Source organism: Lentzea terrae, from assembly GCF_003265345.1.
Taxonomy (GTDB): Bacteria; Actinomycetota; Actinomycetes; order Mycobacteriales; family Pseudonocardiaceae; genus Lentzea; species Lentzea terrae.
Genome location: NZ_QFWW01000030.1, coordinates 445,386 through 463,030 on the forward strand (window position 1 = coordinate 445,386; position 17,645 = coordinate 463,030).

Annotated in this window: 13 protein-coding genes; 6 read left to right on the forward strand and 7 right to left on the reverse strand. The window is 69.5% G+C overall.

Annotation, left to right across the window (positions count from 1 at the left end; genetic code table 11):
• The gene (mraZ, locus tag DI276_RS39125; protein ID WP_112273234.1) at nucleotides 1–432 is read right to left on the reverse strand and encodes a division/cell wall cluster transcriptional repressor MraZ; all 432 of its coding nucleotides are present in this window, start codon (nucleotides 430–432) and stop codon (nucleotides 1–3) included.
• A 516-nt stretch (nucleotides 433–948) separates the two neighbouring features.
• Between mraZ and DI276_RS39130 the strand changes: the two genes are divergently transcribed.
• From DI276_RS39130 to DI276_RS39140, 3 genes are read left to right on the forward strand one after another with little or no spacing between them, the layout of a single operon-like run.
• Nucleotides 949–2,001, forward strand: coding sequence for an AAA family ATPase (locus tag DI276_RS39130; protein WP_408610618.1), 1,053 nt, complete (start codon nucleotides 949–951; stop codon nucleotides 1,999–2,001).
• Nucleotides 2,002–2,003: 2 nt separating this feature from the next.
• Nucleotides 2,004–3,269: a DUF58 domain-containing protein gene (locus DI276_RS39135; RefSeq protein WP_112273236.1), complete on the forward strand. Its 1,266-nt coding sequence runs from the start codon at nucleotides 2,004–2,006 to the stop codon at nucleotides 3,267–3,269.
• A 1-nt stretch (nucleotide 3,270) separates the two neighbouring features.
• The gene (locus tag DI276_RS39140; protein ID WP_112273238.1) at nucleotides 3,271–5,745 is read left to right on the forward strand and encodes a transglutaminase family protein; all 2,475 of its coding nucleotides are present in this window, start codon (nucleotides 3,271–3,273) and stop codon (nucleotides 5,743–5,745) included.
• A 65-nt stretch (nucleotides 5,746–5,810) separates the two neighbouring features.
• Here the strand turns inward: DI276_RS39140 and DI276_RS39145 are convergent, their stop codons facing one another.
• Nucleotides 5,811–6,209 carry a DUF3040 domain-containing protein gene (locus tag DI276_RS39145; RefSeq protein ID WP_112273240.1) on the reverse strand — a complete coding sequence of 133 codons (399 nt, stop codon included), beginning with the start codon at nucleotides 6,207–6,209 and terminating at the stop codon, nucleotides 5,811–5,813.
• A 281-nt stretch (nucleotides 6,210–6,490) separates the two neighbouring features.
• On the opposite strand from DI276_RS39145, the gene DI276_RS39150 reads away from it, so the two are divergent.
• Nucleotides 6,491–6,997: a phosphoesterase gene (locus tag DI276_RS39150; RefSeq protein ID WP_112273242.1), complete on the forward strand. Its 507-nt coding sequence runs from the start codon at nucleotides 6,491–6,493 to the stop codon at nucleotides 6,995–6,997.
• Nucleotides 6,997–8,535, forward strand: coding sequence for an alkaline phosphatase D family protein (locus DI276_RS39155; protein WP_232837221.1), 1,539 nt, complete (start codon nucleotides 6,997–6,999; stop codon nucleotides 8,533–8,535). Before DI276_RS39150 ends, DI276_RS39155 begins: the two co-directional genes overlap by 1 nt.
• A gap of 61 nt (nucleotides 8,536–8,596) precedes the next feature.
• Here DI276_RS39155 and DI276_RS39160 read toward each other — a convergent pair whose 3' ends face one another.
• The 4 genes from DI276_RS39160 to DI276_RS39175 form a co-directional block, all read right to left on the reverse strand.
• Entirely contained in the window at nucleotides 8,597–11,740 is a 3,144-nt protein-coding gene (locus DI276_RS39160) for a S8 family peptidase (RefSeq protein WP_112273246.1), read from the reverse strand.
• 924 nt (nucleotides 11,741–12,664) lie between these two features.
• Nucleotides 12,665–13,123, reverse strand: coding sequence for a hypothetical protein (locus DI276_RS39165; protein ID WP_157985231.1), 459 nt, complete (start codon nucleotides 13,121–13,123; stop codon nucleotides 12,665–12,667).
• Between the two features lie 292 nt (nucleotides 13,124–13,415).
• On the reverse strand, nucleotides 13,416–14,690 hold the full coding sequence (locus DI276_RS39170; RefSeq protein WP_112273492.1) for a DNA polymerase IV: 1,275 nt from the start codon (nucleotides 14,688–14,690) through the stop codon (nucleotides 13,416–13,418).
• A gap of 33 nt (nucleotides 14,691–14,723) precedes the next feature.
• Nucleotides 14,724–15,821: an amidohydrolase family protein gene (locus DI276_RS39175; RefSeq protein ID WP_112273250.1), complete on the reverse strand. Its 1,098-nt coding sequence runs from the start codon at nucleotides 15,819–15,821 to the stop codon at nucleotides 14,724–14,726.
• 12 nt (nucleotides 15,822–15,833) lie between these two features.
• Between DI276_RS39175 and DI276_RS39180 the strand changes: the two genes are divergently transcribed.
• The gene (locus tag DI276_RS39180) at nucleotides 15,834–17,144 is read left to right on the forward strand and encodes a type I glutamate--ammonia ligase (protein ID WP_112273252.1); all 1,311 of its coding nucleotides are present in this window, start codon (nucleotides 15,834–15,836) and stop codon (nucleotides 17,142–17,144) included.
• Here the strand turns inward: DI276_RS39180 and DI276_RS39185 are convergent.
• Complete coding sequence (locus DI276_RS39185; RefSeq protein ID WP_232837238.1) at nucleotides 17,125–17,643, reverse strand: sigma-70 family RNA polymerase sigma factor; 519 nt, start codon at nucleotides 17,641–17,643, stop codon at nucleotides 17,125–17,127. The genes DI276_RS39180 and DI276_RS39185 overlap by 20 nt on opposite strands.
• Nucleotides 17,644–17,645: the final 2 nt, after the last annotated feature.

A 17,645-nucleotide genomic window follows, 5' to 3' on the forward strand; every position in this document is an offset into this window, starting at 1 on the left:
TCAGAAGACGCCCGGTATGACCTCCTCGCGAGCCGTGGCGTAGCCGTCCTCGTGCTCTTCGAGATAGGTCTGCCAGGCGGTCGCGTCCCAGATCTCCATCCTGGTGAACGCGCCGACGACCACGCACTCCTTGGTCAGCCCGGCATACCGGCGCAGTTCCGGTGCGATCAGAACGCGGCCCTGACCGTCCGGACGCTGCTCGTCCGTACCTGCGAACAGATACCTCTGGTAGGCGCGTACGGCGTCGTTGGTGAACGGCGCCTCGGCGACCTTCCTCGCCATCTGCTCGAACTCAGCCCGGGGAAACACGTACAGGCAGTGGTCCTGGCCTTTGGTGACCATGAGACCTCCCGCCAGTTCGTCCCGGAACTTCGCAGGCAGTGTCAGCCGACCTTTGTCGTCCAGGCGCGGGTAGTGAGTGCCGAGGAACACGGCAGCCACCTCCCTTGCCGGGCGACGAGACCGGCAGTGGAGCCCCCGTCTGCCCCACCGGCCGCCACAGTACCCCACTTTTCACCACAGTCAACGCTGAAACAGGTGTTTGCACACCAACCCGTGACCCGTTTGCCCTGGTAGACGAAGTGGGGAGGCGTGGGGGGATGGTGGGGGAGCTGGTCAGTCACCACCTTGCCGAGTGAGGGTTCAGGCCCGATTCAGCACTCGAACGGCCTAGAAATTTGCGGCAAAACACGGGGTTGGGACGCGGTGGTGGGGGAAGGTGGAAAGTGGTGGCGCGAACCCGGTGCGGCCCGCAGGTGTAAGCAGTCGGAGGGGACTGTCGGTGCGGCCCGCTACCGTGATGACGAAATGGTCACGGTGGTCCTGGCACACCGGCCCCTGCGAACGTCGCATCCGTTCGCAGTTCGGGTAACGGCGCTTAGCCGTGGTTTGACACACTGCGTGAAACGCTCACACGTCCGTGTTCCGGACACGGCTGCTGGAGGTTTAGTGACACCGGGAAGCCCAAGCGCGAACAGCCACGCGCCGGTCGATCAGGTCCTGGGGGAGTTGCACGGCGCCGTTCAGCGGATCGCCGCCAACGTCGAACGGGTGCTCGTCGGCAAACCCGACGTGGTCCGGCTCGCCCTCGTGACGCTGCTCGCCGAGGGGCACCTGCTCGTGGAGGACGTGCCGGGTGTCGGCAAGACCTCTCTCGCGAAAGCGCTTGCCCGCTCCATCGACTGCACGGTGAGCCGCGTGCAGTTCACGCCCGACCTGTTGCCGAGCGACATCACCGGCTCGTCCATCTACAACCGGCAGGAGAACGACTTCGAATTCCGGCCGGGACCGATCTTCGCGAACATCGTGGTCGGCGACGAGATCAACCGCGCCTCCCCCAAGACGCAGTCCGCGCTCTTGGAGTGCATGGAGGAGCACCAGGTCACGGTCGACGCGCACACGTACCCGCTCGGGTCGCCGTTCATGGTGATCGCGACGCAGAACCCGATCGAGATGGAGGGCACCTACGCCCTCCCCGAGGCGCAGCGCGACAGGTTCACCGCGCGCGTGTCGGTCGGCTACCCCGACCCGGCGGCCGAGCTCGCGATGGTCGACGAGCACGCCGGCCACAACCCGCTCGACGACCTGCGGCCCGTCTCGGACGCGGCCCAGATCCTGCGGCTGATCGAAGCCGTGCGCCGGGTGCACCTCTCCCCCGAGGTGCGCCGGTACGCCGTCGAGCTGGTGTCGGCCACGCGTCGTCTGCCGGAGCTGCGGCTGGGCGCGTCGCCGCGGTCCACGTTGCACCTCGTGCGGGCCGCACGGGCGCAAGCCGCGCTGGCCGGTCGTGACTTCGTGGTGCCGGACGACATCCACGCGATCGCGATCCCGGTCCTCGCGCACCGGCTCGTGATGACCGCGGAGGCGCAGGCCGCTCGCCGGTCCCCCGCCGAACTGATCAGGGCGCTGCTGCAGCGGGTGCCGGTGCCGACGGCGGCACTCGACCCGAGCGCGGCATTCGTCCGCAGCATGAACAACAACAACGCAGGGACGCCACGCTAACCATGCGCACCGCACTCTCCGGTCTGACGACGCGCGGAAGATGCTTGCTGGCCGCGGGGTTCGCTGCCGGAGTGTGCGCCGCGGTGTTGAACGAACGCGACCTGCTGCGGGTCGCGGCCTTCGTGATCGCGCTGCCCCTGTTGGCCGCGTGGCTCGCGACGAGGGCTCGGGTCGGCCTGCACGCCGCCCGGTTCCTCGCGCCGAGCCGCGTGCCGGTCGGGGCCGCGTCCGAGGTGAAGCTCGACCTGCGCAGCACCGGGCGGTTGCCGACGGGCGGACTGATGCTCGAGGACACCGTCCCGTACGCGCTGGGCGCGCGGCCGCGGTTCCTGGTGGAGCGGTTGCCGCGCAACGCGCCCACGACGTTGCGCTACCCGCTCAAGCCGGTCATGCGCGGCATCCAGCAGGTCGGCCCGCTGATGGCGCGGATCACCGACCCGTTCGGCCTCGCGGAGTTCGACCGCGAGCTGGCCGGCCGCTCGCGGCTGGTCGTGGTGCCGCGGGTGGTGCGGCTGGCGGGTCTGCCCGGCGGTTCCGGCATGGGTGCGGGCGACGACGGCTCGGTGCGGCTGCGGGCCGGGCAGGGCGAGGACGACGCGGTGGTGCGCCCGTACCGGCACGGCGACGACCTGCGGAAGGTCCACTGGCGGTCCACGGCCCGGCGCGACGAGTTGATGGTGCGCGTCGAGGAACGTCCGTGGCGCGGCGGCACGACGGTGCTGCTGGACCACCGGGTGCATGCGCACCGTGGCAGCGGACCCACGGCTTCACTCGAATGGTCGATCTCGTTCGTGGCGTCGATCTGCCTGCACCTGCACCACTTCGGCCACCAGGTGCGCCTGGTCGCCGAGGACGGGCGGGTGCTCGCGGGCGGGTCGTCCGACGGCGGGCACAGCGACCACGTGGTGCTCGACTCGCTGGCGGCGCTGCAGGGCTCGCACCGGCGAGAGCTCAGCGCGGGGATCGACCCCGGCGCGGGCCAGGAGGTCATCGCGGTGCTCGGCGGGGTGTCGCCGGCGTCCGTGGAAGAGCTGATCAGGTACCGGCCGCGCGGCATGCGCAGCCTGGCCGTGCTGCTGGACGTGAACGCCTGGGCCGGTGGCACGGACGCCACCGCGCCGGATCCCGAGGACGCGCGGCGCTTGCTGACCAGCGCGGGCTGGGGCGTGGCGATCGCGCGGCCGTCGGCGTCGATGCAGCAGGTGTGGCAGGAGTTGTGCGCCTCGGCCAGTCACCGGGGGCCGTCCATGCGCTCGGAGGTGGGCTGAGATGGGGTCCCGTTCCGCTCCCGCGAAGGCCACCGAGCCCGAGTGGTTCACCTCGGCCACGCCGTGGATCGCGGCGCTGGCCGTGCTGTGCGCGTCGACCGCGTTGTCGGGCGTCATCGAGGGTGACCTGTGGCTGGTGCGCATCGGCGTGGTGATCGTCGCGATCACCGTGACCGGCGCGTTCCTGCGGGCCACCAGGCTGACCCCGCCGCTGGTCGCGATCGCCCAGGTCTTCGTGTTGTTGTGCCTGCTCACGGCGTTGCACACGCGGTCGGGCATCTTCCTGTTCATCCCCGGCCCCGACGCGCTGGGCGAGCTCGGCGACGTGCTCGCGGAGTCCGTCGCGCAGGTGCAGACCGGGGTGCCGCCGGTGCACGCGACGCCGGCGATCCAGGCGCTCGTGGTGCTGGCGATCGGCCTGGTCGCGGTGCTGGTCGACACGCTGGCGGTCGCCGCGGCGGCCCCGGCGGCGTCCGGCCTGGTGCTGCTGTGCGTGTTCGCGGTGCCCGCGTCGCTGGCCGACGAGATGCTGCCGTTCTGGACGTTCGTCCTGGGCGCGGCGGCGTTCGCGATGCTGCTCGCGGTCGACGGTCAACACCGGCACGAGGCGTGGCGCGGCCGGCTCGGCTCCGGGTCGGCGAGCGGGACGGGTGGTTCGGCGACGACGGTGGCGTCGATCGCGATGGTGATCGCGCTGATCGTCGGTGCGGGCTTCACGATCGTCGGCACGGTCGGCCGGCTGCCGATGGGCGGCAGCGGCGGCGGTGGCAAGGGCGGCATCGGGCTCAGCGAGATGACGTCGTTGCGCGGCATGCTCAACCGCGGCCGCACCGCAGAGGTGTTCTACGTGCGCGGCCTGCCGGAGCAGACGTACCTGCGCGCGACCACGCTCGCCAAGTACGTGCCGGACAAGGGCTGGGAGCGCGGCAGCGACCCCGGTGGCCAGGCCGCGCGCGGCGAGCTGCCCCCGCAGGCCGGCGACCGCGGCGAGGGCAAGACGACCCGGATCGACATCGAGCCGCGCGACTGGCGGAGCTTCTGGCTGCCGACCTACGGCGCCGTCCGCAGCATCGAGACCCCGGACGACGACTACCGCTTCGACGTGAAGAAGGGCGTGATCTTCAGCCAGCGGGAGCGGGAGCCGGAGCCGTACACGATCGACACGGTGCTCTCGACGCCCACGAAGCAGTCGCTGCGGCTCGCGTCCGGGCAGCAGAACGCGGTGGACAACGAGTACAAGAAGTACGACGGCGTCGAGCAGCAGGTGATCGACCTCGCGAACAAGATCGTCGAGGGCACCACCAACGACTTCGACAAGGCCGCCGCGCTGACGGCGTTCTTCAACGGCCCGACCACCGAGTTCAAGTACGACCTCAAGACCCAGGGCGACGTCAACAAGGACGCGCTGACCGACTTCGTGACCAAGGGCAAGGTCGGCTACTGCGAGCAGTTCGCGTCGGCGATGGCCGTGATGGCCCGCGTCGTCGGCCTGCCGTCCCGCGTCGCGATCGGCTTCACCGCCGGTGTTCCGTCGGCCGACAACTCCTACCGCGTGATCAGCACCGACGACGCGCACGCGTGGGTCGAGATCTTCTTCCCGAACTACGGCTGGATGACCTTCGACCCGACCCCGATCGACGACGGCCGCGGCGTCGTGCCGCCGTACCTGCGCGAGACCTCGCCCGGTGCCGACGAGCAGGTGCCGACCGAGACGAAGACCGAGACGGTGGCGCCGTCGGCGTCCGGGTCGGCCCAGCCGTCCGCCTCGCCCGACGGCACGGAGGACAACCAGGGCCAGCAGCAGGCCCCCACGCAGGAGACACCCGCGTGGCTGCTGTGGGCGCTGGGCATCGTGCTCGTGCTGGCGGCGCTGCTGACGGTGCTGCTCGTGCTCGCGCTGCTCGGCGTGCTCAGCGCCGGCCTGATGGGCCTGACGTGGGCGCGCAAGCTGCTGATACCCGCCGCGGCCGCGCTGTGGCTGATCGGCGCCGGGCTCGCGGCCGCGTTGATCTCGTGGTGGCTGGCGGTGCCGCTGGTGCTCACCGGGCTCGTGCTGGCGCCGTTGCTGGTGCGCACGGTGCGCCGGCGCAACCGACTGCACACCGTCGCCGCGCTCGGTCCGGGGGCGGCCACGGCTGCCTGGAGCGAGCTCATGGCGGAGTCGATCGACCGCGGCGCGCCCGTGCCGCCGGCCGAGACGATCCGGACGGCCGCCCGCCGGTTGGCGCGCGAGCACAACCTGGACGACGCGGGCAAGGACGGCCTGCGCGTGGTGATCGGGGCGATCGAGCGCTCCTGGTACAGCGCGAACCCGGCCGCCGACCCGGCGCTGCCCGCTGCCCTGGCCGCAGTGCGACAGTCGTTGCGACAGAACGCGCCGCTGTCGTTGCGGGCGCGCTTGTTCCCGACGTCGGTGCTCAAGCCGACGCCCGCGCCCGTGGCCGACACACCCGAGCGCGAGCCCGTTCCGGTCTAGTCCCAACGCGAAGGGCCCGCTCCCCTGGTGGGGGCGGGCCCTTCGCGTTGAAGTTCTCTCTCGGCTTACTGCTCTTCGTCGAAACGCTTGCGGAAGCGCTCCTCCATCCGTTCGGAGAACGAGCTGCGGCTGCGGGTCGGCTTGCCGTCTTCCTGCGTCCCTTCGGCGACCTGGTCACCACGACGCAGCGTCGTCAGGGTGATGAGCACACCGAAGAACATGAGCAAGAAGCCGAAGACGCTCACGACGGGGATCCCGACGATGGCGAGCTTCGACAGGAAGCTCACACCGGCGACGAGCGCCGCCACACCAACGACGAACAACACGATGCCCTGTACACGGCGCCGTTTGGACGGCCGCCGCAACTTGGCGCCTCGTACGGTGGATGCGAACTTCGGGTCTTCGGCGTAGAGCGCGCGCTCGATCTGGTCGAGCAGTCGCTGCTCGTGCTCGGAGAGTGGCATCGTTCCTCCTCCGGCACAGCGGTCGCGGGCGCCGGGTGTTTTCGGTTTCCGCCGAACCCGGCGGACGACCCACCCTGGGGACGTCACCCCCCAGGATACGATCCGCGCGGCCCGGCGACTACCCAGTCGGCCTTCTCATACGGTCGGTTCTGTCACCATCATCCTTCTAGGGCAGCGGTGAGGCCGTCGTGAGGCCTCCACGGGCCCTTGTGGCCATGCGTTCACGCCCAGTTCGACCGCCGGATCCGGCCGGGCAACGCTGCCTTGTTCCGATCGGCGCCATGACCGATCTCATCGTCAACGGCGACGCCGAGCAGGGCCTGACCGGCTGGCTCACCGTCGCGGGCGCCCCCGTCGTGCTGCGGTACGACACGGGGCAGGGGTATCCGGGGCCCGGTGATCCCGGTCCGGCACAGCGCGGTGCCTCCTTCTTCGGCGGCGGCAACGCAGCACTGAGCACTCTGCGACAGAGCGTGACGTTGCCGCGCCGCTCGTCTCAGTTCGTCCTCTCCGGCTGGCTGGGCGGTTACGCCGCACAGCAGGACGGCGCCCGCCTGTCCGTCGAGTTCCTGGATTCGGGCGGCACCCCGCGCGGCCTCGTCGTCCTCGGCCCGGTGACCGCCGAGGAACGCTCCGGGCGCACCGGGTTGGTGGAACGCTCCGCGCGCGGCACGGTTCCTCCCGGCAGCCGAACCGCCGTGGTGACGCTGCAGCTGACCCGATCCGGCGGCGGCAGCTCGAACGACGGCTACGCGGACAACATCTCGTTCACGGTGGAGGCCCGCTGATGCTGAACCGACGTGATCTCCTGCGTGCTGCAGCTTCCGCCGGCGCTTTGGGGACCGTGTGGCCTCTTGCCTCTGGTCTGTCGCCCGCCGAGGCTCATGCGGCCGCGCTCGATCTGGGTGCTTCCTGGGACGCGGCGCCGTTCTGCCTGGGCGTCGGGTCCGGGGATCCGTTGCCGGACAGCGTGATCCTGTGGACGCGACTGGTGGTGGAACCGCTCGCGTTCTCGCAGCCACTGCCCGAGGTCGTCGAGGTTTCCTGGACCGTGGCTTTGGACCGCACGATGCGCTCTGTCGTCGCGCGCGGCACCGTCGCGGCATCGAACCTGTTGGGACACAGCGTGCACGTGCCGGTTTCCGGCCTGCGTCCCGGCCGCACCTACTACTACCAGTTCCGCGCTCTGGGTAAGCGCTCTCGCGTCGGCCGCACACGCACGGCCCCCGTCGGTCCCGTTGCGCGCGCACGCTTTGCGACGGCCAACTGCCAGGCGTTCCACGACGGCTTCTACGCGGCCTGGGCGGGCATCGCTGCCGAGAAACTCGATTTCGTCGTGCACCTCGGCGACTACATCTACGAACACGGCCAAGTCGGCGGCGCACACGTGCGTGATCACGAGGGCGCGGCCGTGCTGTCCCTCGCGGACTACCGGCGGCGCCATGCGTTGTACAAGGGCGATCCGTCTTTGCGCGCCGCCCACGCCGCGCACCCGTTCTTCCTGACCTGGGACGATCACGAGGTGGTCAACGACTACAGCGGTTCCGAGGGCTCCGCGCCGTTCGTGAAGCGCCGTGCCGCTGCCTACCAGGCCTGGTACGAGCACCTGCCGATCCGCTCGGGTTCGGCGCTGGAGCCGCAGATCTACCGGCGGCGGCAGTGGGGTTCGCTGCTGGATCTCACGGTTCTCGATCTGCGGCAGTACCGGTCGGCGCAGAACCTTCCTGACGGCACGATCCTCGGTCCTGTGCAGAAACAGTGGCTGCTGGACGGCATTTCCTCGGCGCGCGAGACCTGGCAGGTGTGGATCAACTCGATCATGCTGTCTCAGCTCGCCCGGCCCGGTGGTGGCTACTACTTCACCGATCAGTGGGACGGGTTCTTGCGGGAGCGTCGCGAGGTGCTCGGCCACGTGGCTTCCTCGGGGATGAAGGACCTCGTTGTGCTGACCGGGGACTGGCACTCGGCGTTCGTCGACGACATCCGGCCGGACTTCGACGACCTGTCGTCGCCGGTGATCGGCACCGAGTTCACGGCGCACTCGATCACGTCCGGCGCCTACTCGCCGGAGTGGAACGCGGTGAACGGGCCGGTGCTGGGCGCCGCCAACCCGCACCTGAAGTACTTCGAGGGCAACCGGTACGGGTACGACGTGTACGAGGTGACGCCCTCCCGGTTCTCCGCGCACATGCGGGTGATCGGGGATCGGCGTGATCCTGCTTCGCCGGTTTCGACGCTGACCACTTTCCACGTGGATCGCGGGACGGCCGGCAGCTACGAGGACCCTGCGACGGTGGGCTCGCCCGCGCAGTACCGGCGCCCCTGAAAGTGTCAGACCCGCTGACTGTGCTGGATGCTGGTCAGCGGGTCTGACAGGTTTTGCCGGGTCAGCTCGCGATCTTGTAGGCGCGGATGATGGTCACCTCGCCCGTGTTGCCGGCGGCGTCGGTCGTCTTCGCCCGCAGTGACGCGGACTTCGCGCCGTTCGGGTGCTTCACGATCGCCTTGTCGCCGGCCACCTGGACCTGCTTCCAGGTCGCGCCGTCGTCGAAGGAGACCTCGACGGTGACGCGCTTGACCTTCGGCGTGTTCTGCTGCTGCTCGACCTTCAGCGGGACGATCAGGACGCGGCCGTGGGCGGTGTCGTTGTCGTCCAGCCTGGGCAGGAAGCGGACCACCGTGAGCGGCAGGTGGGTCACCTCGGTGGTGTGCTTGGCCTTGAAGGTCCAGGTGCCGCTGACCTTCGTGGACACCTCGGCGGTGCGGCTGTGCTCGATCTCCGTCCGGTACGAGCCTTCTGCTGCCGGCACGTCGAAGATCGCGCCCGGCTGGGGCTGCTCGCCGAGCTTGGTGCCGTTGTGGAACAGCGTGGTCTTCGCGGTTCCGGTGCCGACCCGGCCTTCGCCGCCGTTGCTGTCGGTGAAGAGCGGGACCCGGACGGCGATCTGGTCTTCGAGCCGCGCGAGGCCGAAGCTCGGAGCCGCCGGAACGGACGGGCCGAGGACTGCCTTGCCGAACGTCTGCGTGTACTTCTTGCCTGCCTTGTAGGAGCCGGCCGGCGTTTCGGCCGAGTACTCGCGGGCGTTGTCCGGGGCGGTGCGTTCGTAGATCCAGCTCCACTTGCCGCCCGTGGTGTTGACCAGGTCGACGGCGCGGCCGTTGTCGGGCACCGGTGTGAACCAGGCGAAGCCGCCGCTGCCGTCGGTCGGGTGCGGCATGGCCGCGACGCTGTGGCGGTAGCCCTCGCCTGCCGGGCGGAAGGTGCTCGTCATCTCGGCGAGCTCGGTCGCCTTGGCGGTGCGCTCGAAGCCTGTGGGCATGCCGCGCTCGGTCCACATCAGGCGGTAGCTCACCGGCGTCTTCTCGTCGCGCGGGGTGCCTTGGGACTGCTCGGCCAGCGTCGTCGTGAAGCCCGGCGCGTCCGGGCCGAGCTGGGCCGTGAGGACCTTGCCCGCGAGGCCGTCGAAGAAGGCCCAGCCGCTCCCGTACGGCTGGCCCGCCACCTTGGTGGAGTACACGACCGTGCCGATGATGCCCTTGGCCGCCGCGTCCGGGGTCTTGAGCGCGACCGGCTTGGCCTTGCGGGCGTCCACCGTGATCGCGGTCTTGCCGGCCACCTCGAACCTGGGCTGCACCATGAACACGACCTTTCGGTCCGGCGTGAAGACCGGGCTGTCCACGATGTACTCGCCCTTGGGCAGCCGGACGTTCTTGGCCTGGGCCGAGTAACCCTTGCCGGTCTTGGTGTTGATGAACACCGTGCCGTGGTCCGCTGTGGGGTTGCCGTCGACACCGAGCACCGAGACGCCGACGTCGTAGCTCTCGACCTCGCGGTTGACGCTGATCAGCGTGCGCTGGCCGTTCGACGCGACGAGCGCGCCGCTGTAGGCACCGTCGGCCGCGTTCACCTTGGTGTCAGCGGTGATCGTGGCCTTGGCCTCGCCGCCGGCGGGAACGGTGACCTTCGCCGGGGACACGGCGAACAGACCGGCGGGCGAGGGCTTGCCGTCCGGTCCGGTGACGTCGACGGTGAGGTCGAGCGTGACGGGTTCCTTGCCGGCGTTGCGGTAGGTGACCTCGCGGACGACCTTCTGATCGTCGTCGTGCGGCCACTGCTGCACGCCGAAGTTGATGTTGGCGGGCTCGGAGATCACCTGCTGCGCCAACATCTTCGGCACGTCCACACGTCCCGTGCCCTGGTCGAACGGCTTGAGCGCCGGGTTCGCCTTGGCCGACGCCATGATCGTCGCCTTGAGCCGCGTGCCGGTCCAGTCCGGGTGCTGCTGCTTGAGCAGCGCGACGACACCGGCAACGTGCGGGGTCGCCATCGAGGTGCCGGACATCGCGACGTGGCCCTGAGTTCCGGCCTCGGCCGCCACGATGTCGACGCCGGGCGCGGTCACGTCGGGCTTCACCCCACCGTCCGCGGCCGGGCCACGGCTGGAGAACGGCGCGATGCCGTCGTTGCGGTCCACAGCCCCGACGGTCAGCGCTTCCTCGGCGCTACCGGGCGACCCGATGGTCTCCGGGCGCCCGGAGTTGCCCGCCGCGATCACGAACAGCGCGCCGGTCTCGGCGGAGATCCGGTTGACGGCCGCCTCGATCGGGTCGATCTCCGGGGTGTCACCTCCTCCCAGGCTCATGTTGATGACGTGCGCGCCCTGCTCGGCGGCCCACTGCATGCCGCCGAGGATCGCCGACTCGGTGCAGCCACCCGGCTGGCAGACCTTGCCGTCGAGGATCTCCGCGTCCGGCGCGACACCGCGGTACCTCTCGCCCTTGCTGGCGATCGTCGACGCGACGTGCGTGCCGTGGCCGACCTCGTCGGTGTTGTCCGGCGACCCGGTGAAGTTCTTCTCGGCGACCTGCCTGCCCTGCAGATCCGGGTGCTTCTCGTCGACACCCGTGTCGAGCACGGCGACCTTCACGCCCTTGCCGGTGACGCCCGCCTGCCACGCCTCCGGCGCGCCGATCTGCTTGGTGCTGCGGTCGAGCGTCACCTTGCGGACGCCGTCGAGCCACACCTTCTCGACCGCCCCGCCGCGCAGCGACTCCCACGCGCTGCCCGACTTCTCGGCCGCGCCCGTCACGAGGTCGGCCACGGTCTCCTTGGCGTTGAGCGCGTTGATGCCCTGTGCTCGTGCGCCCGCCGCCGGCCGCACGATGACAGGGACGGTGTTGCGGCGCGCGTCGTCGTAGCCGAACTCCACCAACGACGTCACGTCGAACAGCCGCGGGTCGAGCTTTCCGTTGGCCACCAACTGAACCGCGTCGGCGGGCACGACGTGCTGGTGCCCGTTCTGCGTGTAGGTGCGCACGGCCAGTTGCCCTCTGCCGGGACCCGGCACGTACTTCACGATCCGGTTGCCGGCCAGTTCGACCCGGTCACCGGTGATCAGCGTGACGCTCTGGCCTTGCTCGGTCGGCTTGGGCTGGTCCGCGTGTGCGACTGCTGCAGTTGTGGTGATCAGGCCCGCCGACAGTGCGAGCGCGGTGAACCCCCGACGGGCACCTCGCTGTCCTGCTCTCACTGGGTACCTCCAGTGTTCGATGAGGTGTTGCTCGAGTGACCGTAGGGACACTTAGCGTCACCCCACCTCCCTCTGGAGGCCGGAGGTGTTATCGCAGATGTCATCCCGCAGAGGTACGCGGAGTGGCCGATCGGCTGGTTGACAGGGTTGCGGGGGTGGCGGCCTCCTTTCCGTGGTGACTGGGCCGGGGTGCGTTCTGTGGGCGGTGGCTCGTGCCTGGTTGGTCAGGGCGGGCGGGGGTTGCGTTGTGCCGGCGGGGGGTGGCGGGTGCGTCGGCGGGCCGGTGTTGCGTTGGAGGCTTGGACTGGCGAGGGGTCCGGGCGTTGGCTTGCGGACCGGCTGGCGCACATGCGGCGGCGGACGTTGTGCCGGGTACGCGGGTGGGGGCGGCGAGGGCGCAGGTGGGCGGGCGACCGACGGGACTTGTTGTGCGAGCCGGGATTGGCCGACGGTTGCCGGTACGCAGGCCGTGGTGGGGACCGTGGGGTGTTGCGGTCGATCAAGGCTCCTTTCAGTTGGTGGGTGGCGGGTGGACAGGCGGCAGGTGACGGGCAGCAGGTGACGGCCGGTAGGCGATGGGTGATGGGCGGTAGGTGGTGTGCGGTCGGGTAGGTGGTGTGCGGTCGGGTAGGTGGTGTGCGGTCGGGTAACTGGCAGGCGCGTTGTATGGCGGGGCTGCGCGGGCGGGCTAGCAGGAGGGTGGTGAAGTTGGCCCGTGCGCGAGCAGGTCGGCGTTGCGTGCCACGCCAGCGAGGCGTAAGCACGCCAGCGTTGCCCAGGCGGCGTGCGGTCAGGCCTCTGATGCGCGCTGTGTTGGCGGGTACGAGCGCCAGATGCGTGGGCGGGCTGGCGGGTGTGGGCGTGGCTCGCCGCGGTGGCGCGCTAGGGGGTCCGCGCACGCCTGGAGCGGTTGGGCAGAGCCGGTTAGCCGACTGTGGCTGGGACGCGGGTTGGCGGTAGGGGTTGGGGGATGCGGCGGCGGTCCAGGACGGCTCGTTCCAGTTGGCGGGCTGGGGATTCGCCCAGGAGTTTGCGGGCCAGGGCCGTGCCTCGCGGTGGGGCCAGAGCCAGTTCTGTGCGCAGGGCTTGGACGCCTACGAAGTGGCTCACCTCTTCGAGGATGGCTTTGGTGTCCGGGATCGACTTGGTGCGGCGGATTGCGTCGATGGCGGCTCGTTCCAGCGGGGCTGTGTGGAAGCCGCGGCGGATCGTTGGTTTGGGGAGGCGGTCGGTGTGTTCTACGCGCAGGGCGGCGTAGCCCATGGCTCTGGAGCGGCGTGGGGCCAGGACGTGGATCGGGCCCAGGAGCGGGATTGCTGACTTCATGCCGTGCAGGCAGAGGGCGTCGAAGGCGGTGAGCATGGCGCCTTCGCCTGCGTACATCAGGGCCGCGTGGACCAACTGGGTGCGGCTGGGGCCTGCTCGGCTCAGGAGCAGGATGCCGGGTAGCAGGCGTTGCCAGGGGCCGCCTGGGCGGCAGCGTTGCTCTATCAGGGGCGGGGTCAGTCCTATGTGGAGCAAGGCGGCCAGCGGGGCCACTCGGTGGTCGAAGAGGGTGCCCAGGGCTTCTAGGTCGATGGGGTGGCGCATGGGTTCATGGTGCGCCGGAGGGCACTCGTTGGAGTCGGGTCAAGTGGAAGTTGTGGATAAGTTCGGGGTTGTGGACAAGTCGCGATCACTCGGGCTTGGGTTCGGGCTCGGCTGTCCTTTCTGGACTGTTGCCGAGGAGTGAGGCTGGGCGGACCGCTAGCGAGCCGAAGCGGGAACGGGCCTGGTCAGCGGCTTGTTCGGCTTCGCGCCAGCCGCGTTCTGGGGCGTCGAAGATCAGTTGCTGGGCGGAGTCGGCGTTGTCAAGTCCCTCTATTCGGACGCCGATCAGACGGACTGCGCCGGGCGGGACCTGGGTGTCGAGGAGCTCGACCGCGGTGCGGTAGACCTCTTGGGTCACGTCGGTTGCCACGGGCAGCGTGCGCGAGCGGGTGATCGTGGTGAAGTCGGCGAAGCGGACCTTGATGGAGACTGTTCGGCCGCACAAACCCTTGGCGCGCAAGGAACCTGCCGAACGCTCGGACAGGCGCAACAGCTCCCGGCGCAGCACGGCACGATCCAGGTGGTCGACCTCGAAGGTTTCCTCGGCGCCGATCGACTTCTCTCGAGCAGAAACGACGACATCGCGCTCGTCCACACCGGAAGCCAGAGCGAACAGGTGCTCCGCCATCGCGACGCCGATCATGCGGCGCAGGCGGGGCAACGGGGTCGCGGCGACGTCGGCGACGGTTTCCAGACCCTTTTCCTCAAGGCGCGCAGCGGTTTTCGCACCGACGCCCCACAGCGAGGACACCGGAAGAGGGTGCAGGAACTCCAGCGCAGCATCAGCGGGAACGACCATCATGCCGTCGGGCTTGCACATGCCGGACGCGAGCTTGGCGAGGAACTTCGTCGACGCCACGCCGACCGAACAAGTGACGCCGAAGGAGTCGAACACGCGCGCACGAATCAGCTCCCCCACGCCACCCGAGGTCAGGCCGAGCCGGCGCAGAGCACCACCAACGTCCAGAAAGGCCTCGTCCAGCGACAGGGGTTCGACGAGCGGTGTGATGTCGCGGAAGATCGCCATGACCCCGCGCGAGACCTCCTGGTAGAGGTCGAACTGCGGCGGCAGGTACACGGCATGAGGGGCCAACCTACGAGCATGCGCGGTGGGCATCGCGGAACGCACGCCGAACGTGCGAGCCAGGTAATTGGCGGAGCACACGACGCCACGGCCGCCGATGCCGCCGACCACCACGGGCACCGACGCCAGCTCCGGGCGTTCGCGGATCTCCACCGACGCGTAGAAGGCGTCCATGTCGACGTGCAGCATCCGGCAGCCCGTGTCGTCGGGCCAGACGCCGTCACGGGCACGGAACCGGTCGCGCAGGCCGCGTGGCAGGTTCGCACTGCGACCCATGAACACCCCCTCGAACGTCAGTTCGAGAGAATCCTACAGTTTGTACACGCGCGCCGCGTTCTCCGACGCGATGAGTCGCGCGATCCGGTGCGCGTCCTCCTCGAGAAACGCGTCACGCCGCAGACCATCGGACAGGAAGTCGGACAACGCGCGCCGGAACAGCAACGCGCCGAGGTAGTACAACTCGGGCAGACCGAACGCGTCGGACGAGAACAAGAACTTCCCGTACGGCACGATCTCCAGCGCCTCGGCGAAGACCCGCGACGCCTGATGCCCCAGCCCGTGCGTCGCCAGCCCGAGATCGCAGAACACGTGCGGGAACACCTGCGCGAGATACCCGGCCTGCCGGTGGAACGGGTAGTTGTGCAACAGCAGCACAGGCACCCCAAGAGACACAGTCGCGCGCAAGAACGGCGTCAGCAACGACGGATCGCATCGGTGCAGATCGATGTCCGAGTCGCCGTAGCCCACGTGGAACTGCAACGGCAGCCCGGCGTCCAACGCCTCCCACGCCAGCCACGCGATCACGACCGGATCGGCCAACCGCCCACCTGACCACGCCCCCACCGCGGCCAGCACATCCGAATCAGCAGGCCGAGCACCAGGCAACGCAAGCCCAACCCGGTACGCCGCAACGGACTTCGCCCCCACGGCCCCACCAGAAGCCAGAGCAGAACGAACGGCGTCCAAAAACTCCGAAGCAGAAACCGACGGCCGCACCGTCTCAGCCAGGTGCTCCAACCGCACCACGGAGTGCGAAACCGCCCCCGCCAGCGACGCCAACTCGGAACCGGACAGCAACCGGTCCGGCTGGAACCCGCCGTCCACCAGAAAGGTGTGGATCCCGGACGCCATGAGGAACGTCCGCGACACCTCGGTGATGTGCAGCGAGTTCCTCCGTTCGAGGTACGCCTCAGCCGACGCGTGCCGGGGCAGGTCGAGCAGCGGAGCACACCACCGACGCACCGCGAACCCCAGCGCCGAGTCGAAGAGCGATCCACCCGGCACAGCGACCGAGTCAGCCTCCAACAGCAGCGACTCGAACTCCGATCGAGTGCTGTCCACGCGCAGCACGCCGTGGCAGTGGTGATCTATCAGCCCGAGTTCGGCGACGAACGGCAAGATGCCCATAACCTTAGGATCGTGGACTCTGCGGAACGGGACCAGCGGTTCGACCGCGCGACGGAACTCTTCGACGGGCTGAACGCCAGGGGCGTGCGCGTCGTGGCGCTCACCTGGGTCGACAACAGCGGCATCACACGCACCAAGTCCGTGCCTCTGCGCAGACTGGCCCACGCGGCGGCACACGGCGTGGGCGCCTCACCGGTGTTCGACGTGTTCCTGTTCGACGACTGGATCATCCAGGGCCGGTTCGCCGGCGGCCCGGTCGGCGACCTGCGCCTGCACCCGGACCTCGACCGCCTCACCGTGCTCGCGGGTCAGCCGGGCTGGGCCTGGGCACCCGCCGACCGCCACTTCCAGAGCGGCGTCGCGTACCCGATGGACCAGCGCCTCCAGGCCCGCAAAGCCGAACAGAAGCTCGAAGAGCAAGGCCTCTCCGCCAAGGCCGGCTTCGAGATCGAGTGGTGCGTCGGCAAGCCCGACACCGACGACTACGTCCCCGCCACGAGCGGCTCCGCCTATGGCCACGCACGGCAGGTGGAGCTGTCCGACTACTGCGTGGACCTCCTCAACGCGTTGGACCAGCAGGACGTCGAGGTCCTCCAGTTCCACCCCGAGTACGCCGCCGGCCAGTTCGAGGTCTCCACAGCGCCCGAGGACCCCACAGCAGCCGCGGACACCGCGGTACTGGTCAAAGAAACCATCCGCGCCATCACGATCCGCCACGGCATGCGCCCGTCGTTCTCCCCCAAGGTGATCAACGGCGGCGTCGGCAACGGCGGTCACCTGCACATCAGCCTGTGGCGCGACGGCACGAACCTCTTCGAGGACTTCCACGACGAGGCCAGGCAGTTCAGCGCGGGCATCCTCAACCACATCCGCGCGTTGTGCGCCATCGGCTGTCCCTCTCTCGCGAGCTACCTCAGGCTCGTGCCGCACACGTGGTCAGCACCGTTCGTGGCGTGGGGCGAGGAGAACCGCGAGACGGCACTCAGGCTCATCCGGGACAACCTCGAGATCAAGTGCTTCGACCTGACCGCGAACCCGTACCTCGTCGTCGCGGGCGTCATCGCGGCCGGTCTCGACGGCATCGCCACGCAGGCCACCCTCCCCGAGGGCCTCAACGTCGACCCGGCGCTGCTGGACGGCGCCCAGCGGCTGCCCACGTCGCTGAGGGAAGCGGTCGAGGAGTTCGAGAAGGACGCCGTCCTCACCGAGGCGTTCGGCAAGGAGCTGGCGGGCACGATCGCCGACGTGCGGCGCGGGGAGATGGAGCGCTACAAGGACGCGAGTCCGCAAGGAATCGCCAACGTCACTCGCTGGCGTCACTGAGTTCGCGACGCAGCCGGGTCAACGCCCGGTGCTGAGCCACCCGCACCGCACCGGGCGTGGAGCCGACCGCCTCAGCCGTCTCCTCCGCCGACAGCCCCACGACCACACGCAGCACCACGATCTCGCGCTGCTTCTCCGGCAACACGCGCAGTAGAGCGGCCATCTGCGCGGACATCTCCCCCTGCATCGCACGCTGCTCCGGACCGGCCTCGGCGTCCACGGACTCGGGCAGCTCGGACACAGGCTCCGCACGGTTCCTGGAGTAGCTCCGGAAGGAGTCGGCGACCTTGTGCGCCGCGATCCCGTACACGAACGCCAGGAACGGCCGGCCCTGATCGCGATAAGACGGCAACGCGGTCAACACAGCAAGGCACACGTCCTGCGCAACGTCATCCGCCGACGCGAACGACCCAACGCGCGCACGGCAGTACCGCACGACCAACGGCCTGATGGTGCCGAGCAGCCTGTTGATCGCCGCACGATCCCCCGCCACGGCCAGCG

Bases quoted from the DNA above. Each gene is read 5' to 3' on its own strand.
- DI276_RS39145 (WP_112273240.1), bottom strand. From the start codon at position 6,209: ATGCCACTCTCCGAGCACGAGCAGCGACTGCTCGACCAGATCGAGCGC.
- DI276_RS39140 (WP_112273238.1), top strand. From the start codon at position 3,271: ATGGGGTCCCGTTCCGCTCCCGCGAAGGCCACCGAGCCCGAGTGGTTC.
- DI276_RS39135 (WP_112273236.1), top strand. From the start codon at position 2,004: ATGCGCACCGCACTCTCCGGTCTGACGACGCGCGGAAGATGCTTGCTG.
- DI276_RS39175 (WP_112273250.1), bottom strand. From the start codon at position 15,821: ATGGGCATCTTGCCGTTCGTCGCCGAACTCGGGCTGATAGATCACCAC.
- DI276_RS39165 (WP_157985231.1), bottom strand. From the start codon at position 13,123: ATGTACGCAGGCGAAGGCGCCATGCTCACCGCCTTCGACGCCCTCTGC.
- DI276_RS39155 (WP_232837221.1), top strand. From the start codon at position 6,997: ATGCTGAACCGACGTGATCTCCTGCGTGCTGCAGCTTCCGCCGGCGCT.
- DI276_RS39150 (WP_112273242.1), top strand. From the start codon at position 6,491: ATGACCGATCTCATCGTCAACGGCGACGCCGAGCAGGGCCTGACCGGC.
- DI276_RS39170 (WP_112273492.1), bottom strand. From the start codon at position 14,690: ATGGGTCGCAGTGCGAACCTGCCACGCGGCCTGCGCGACCGGTTCCGT.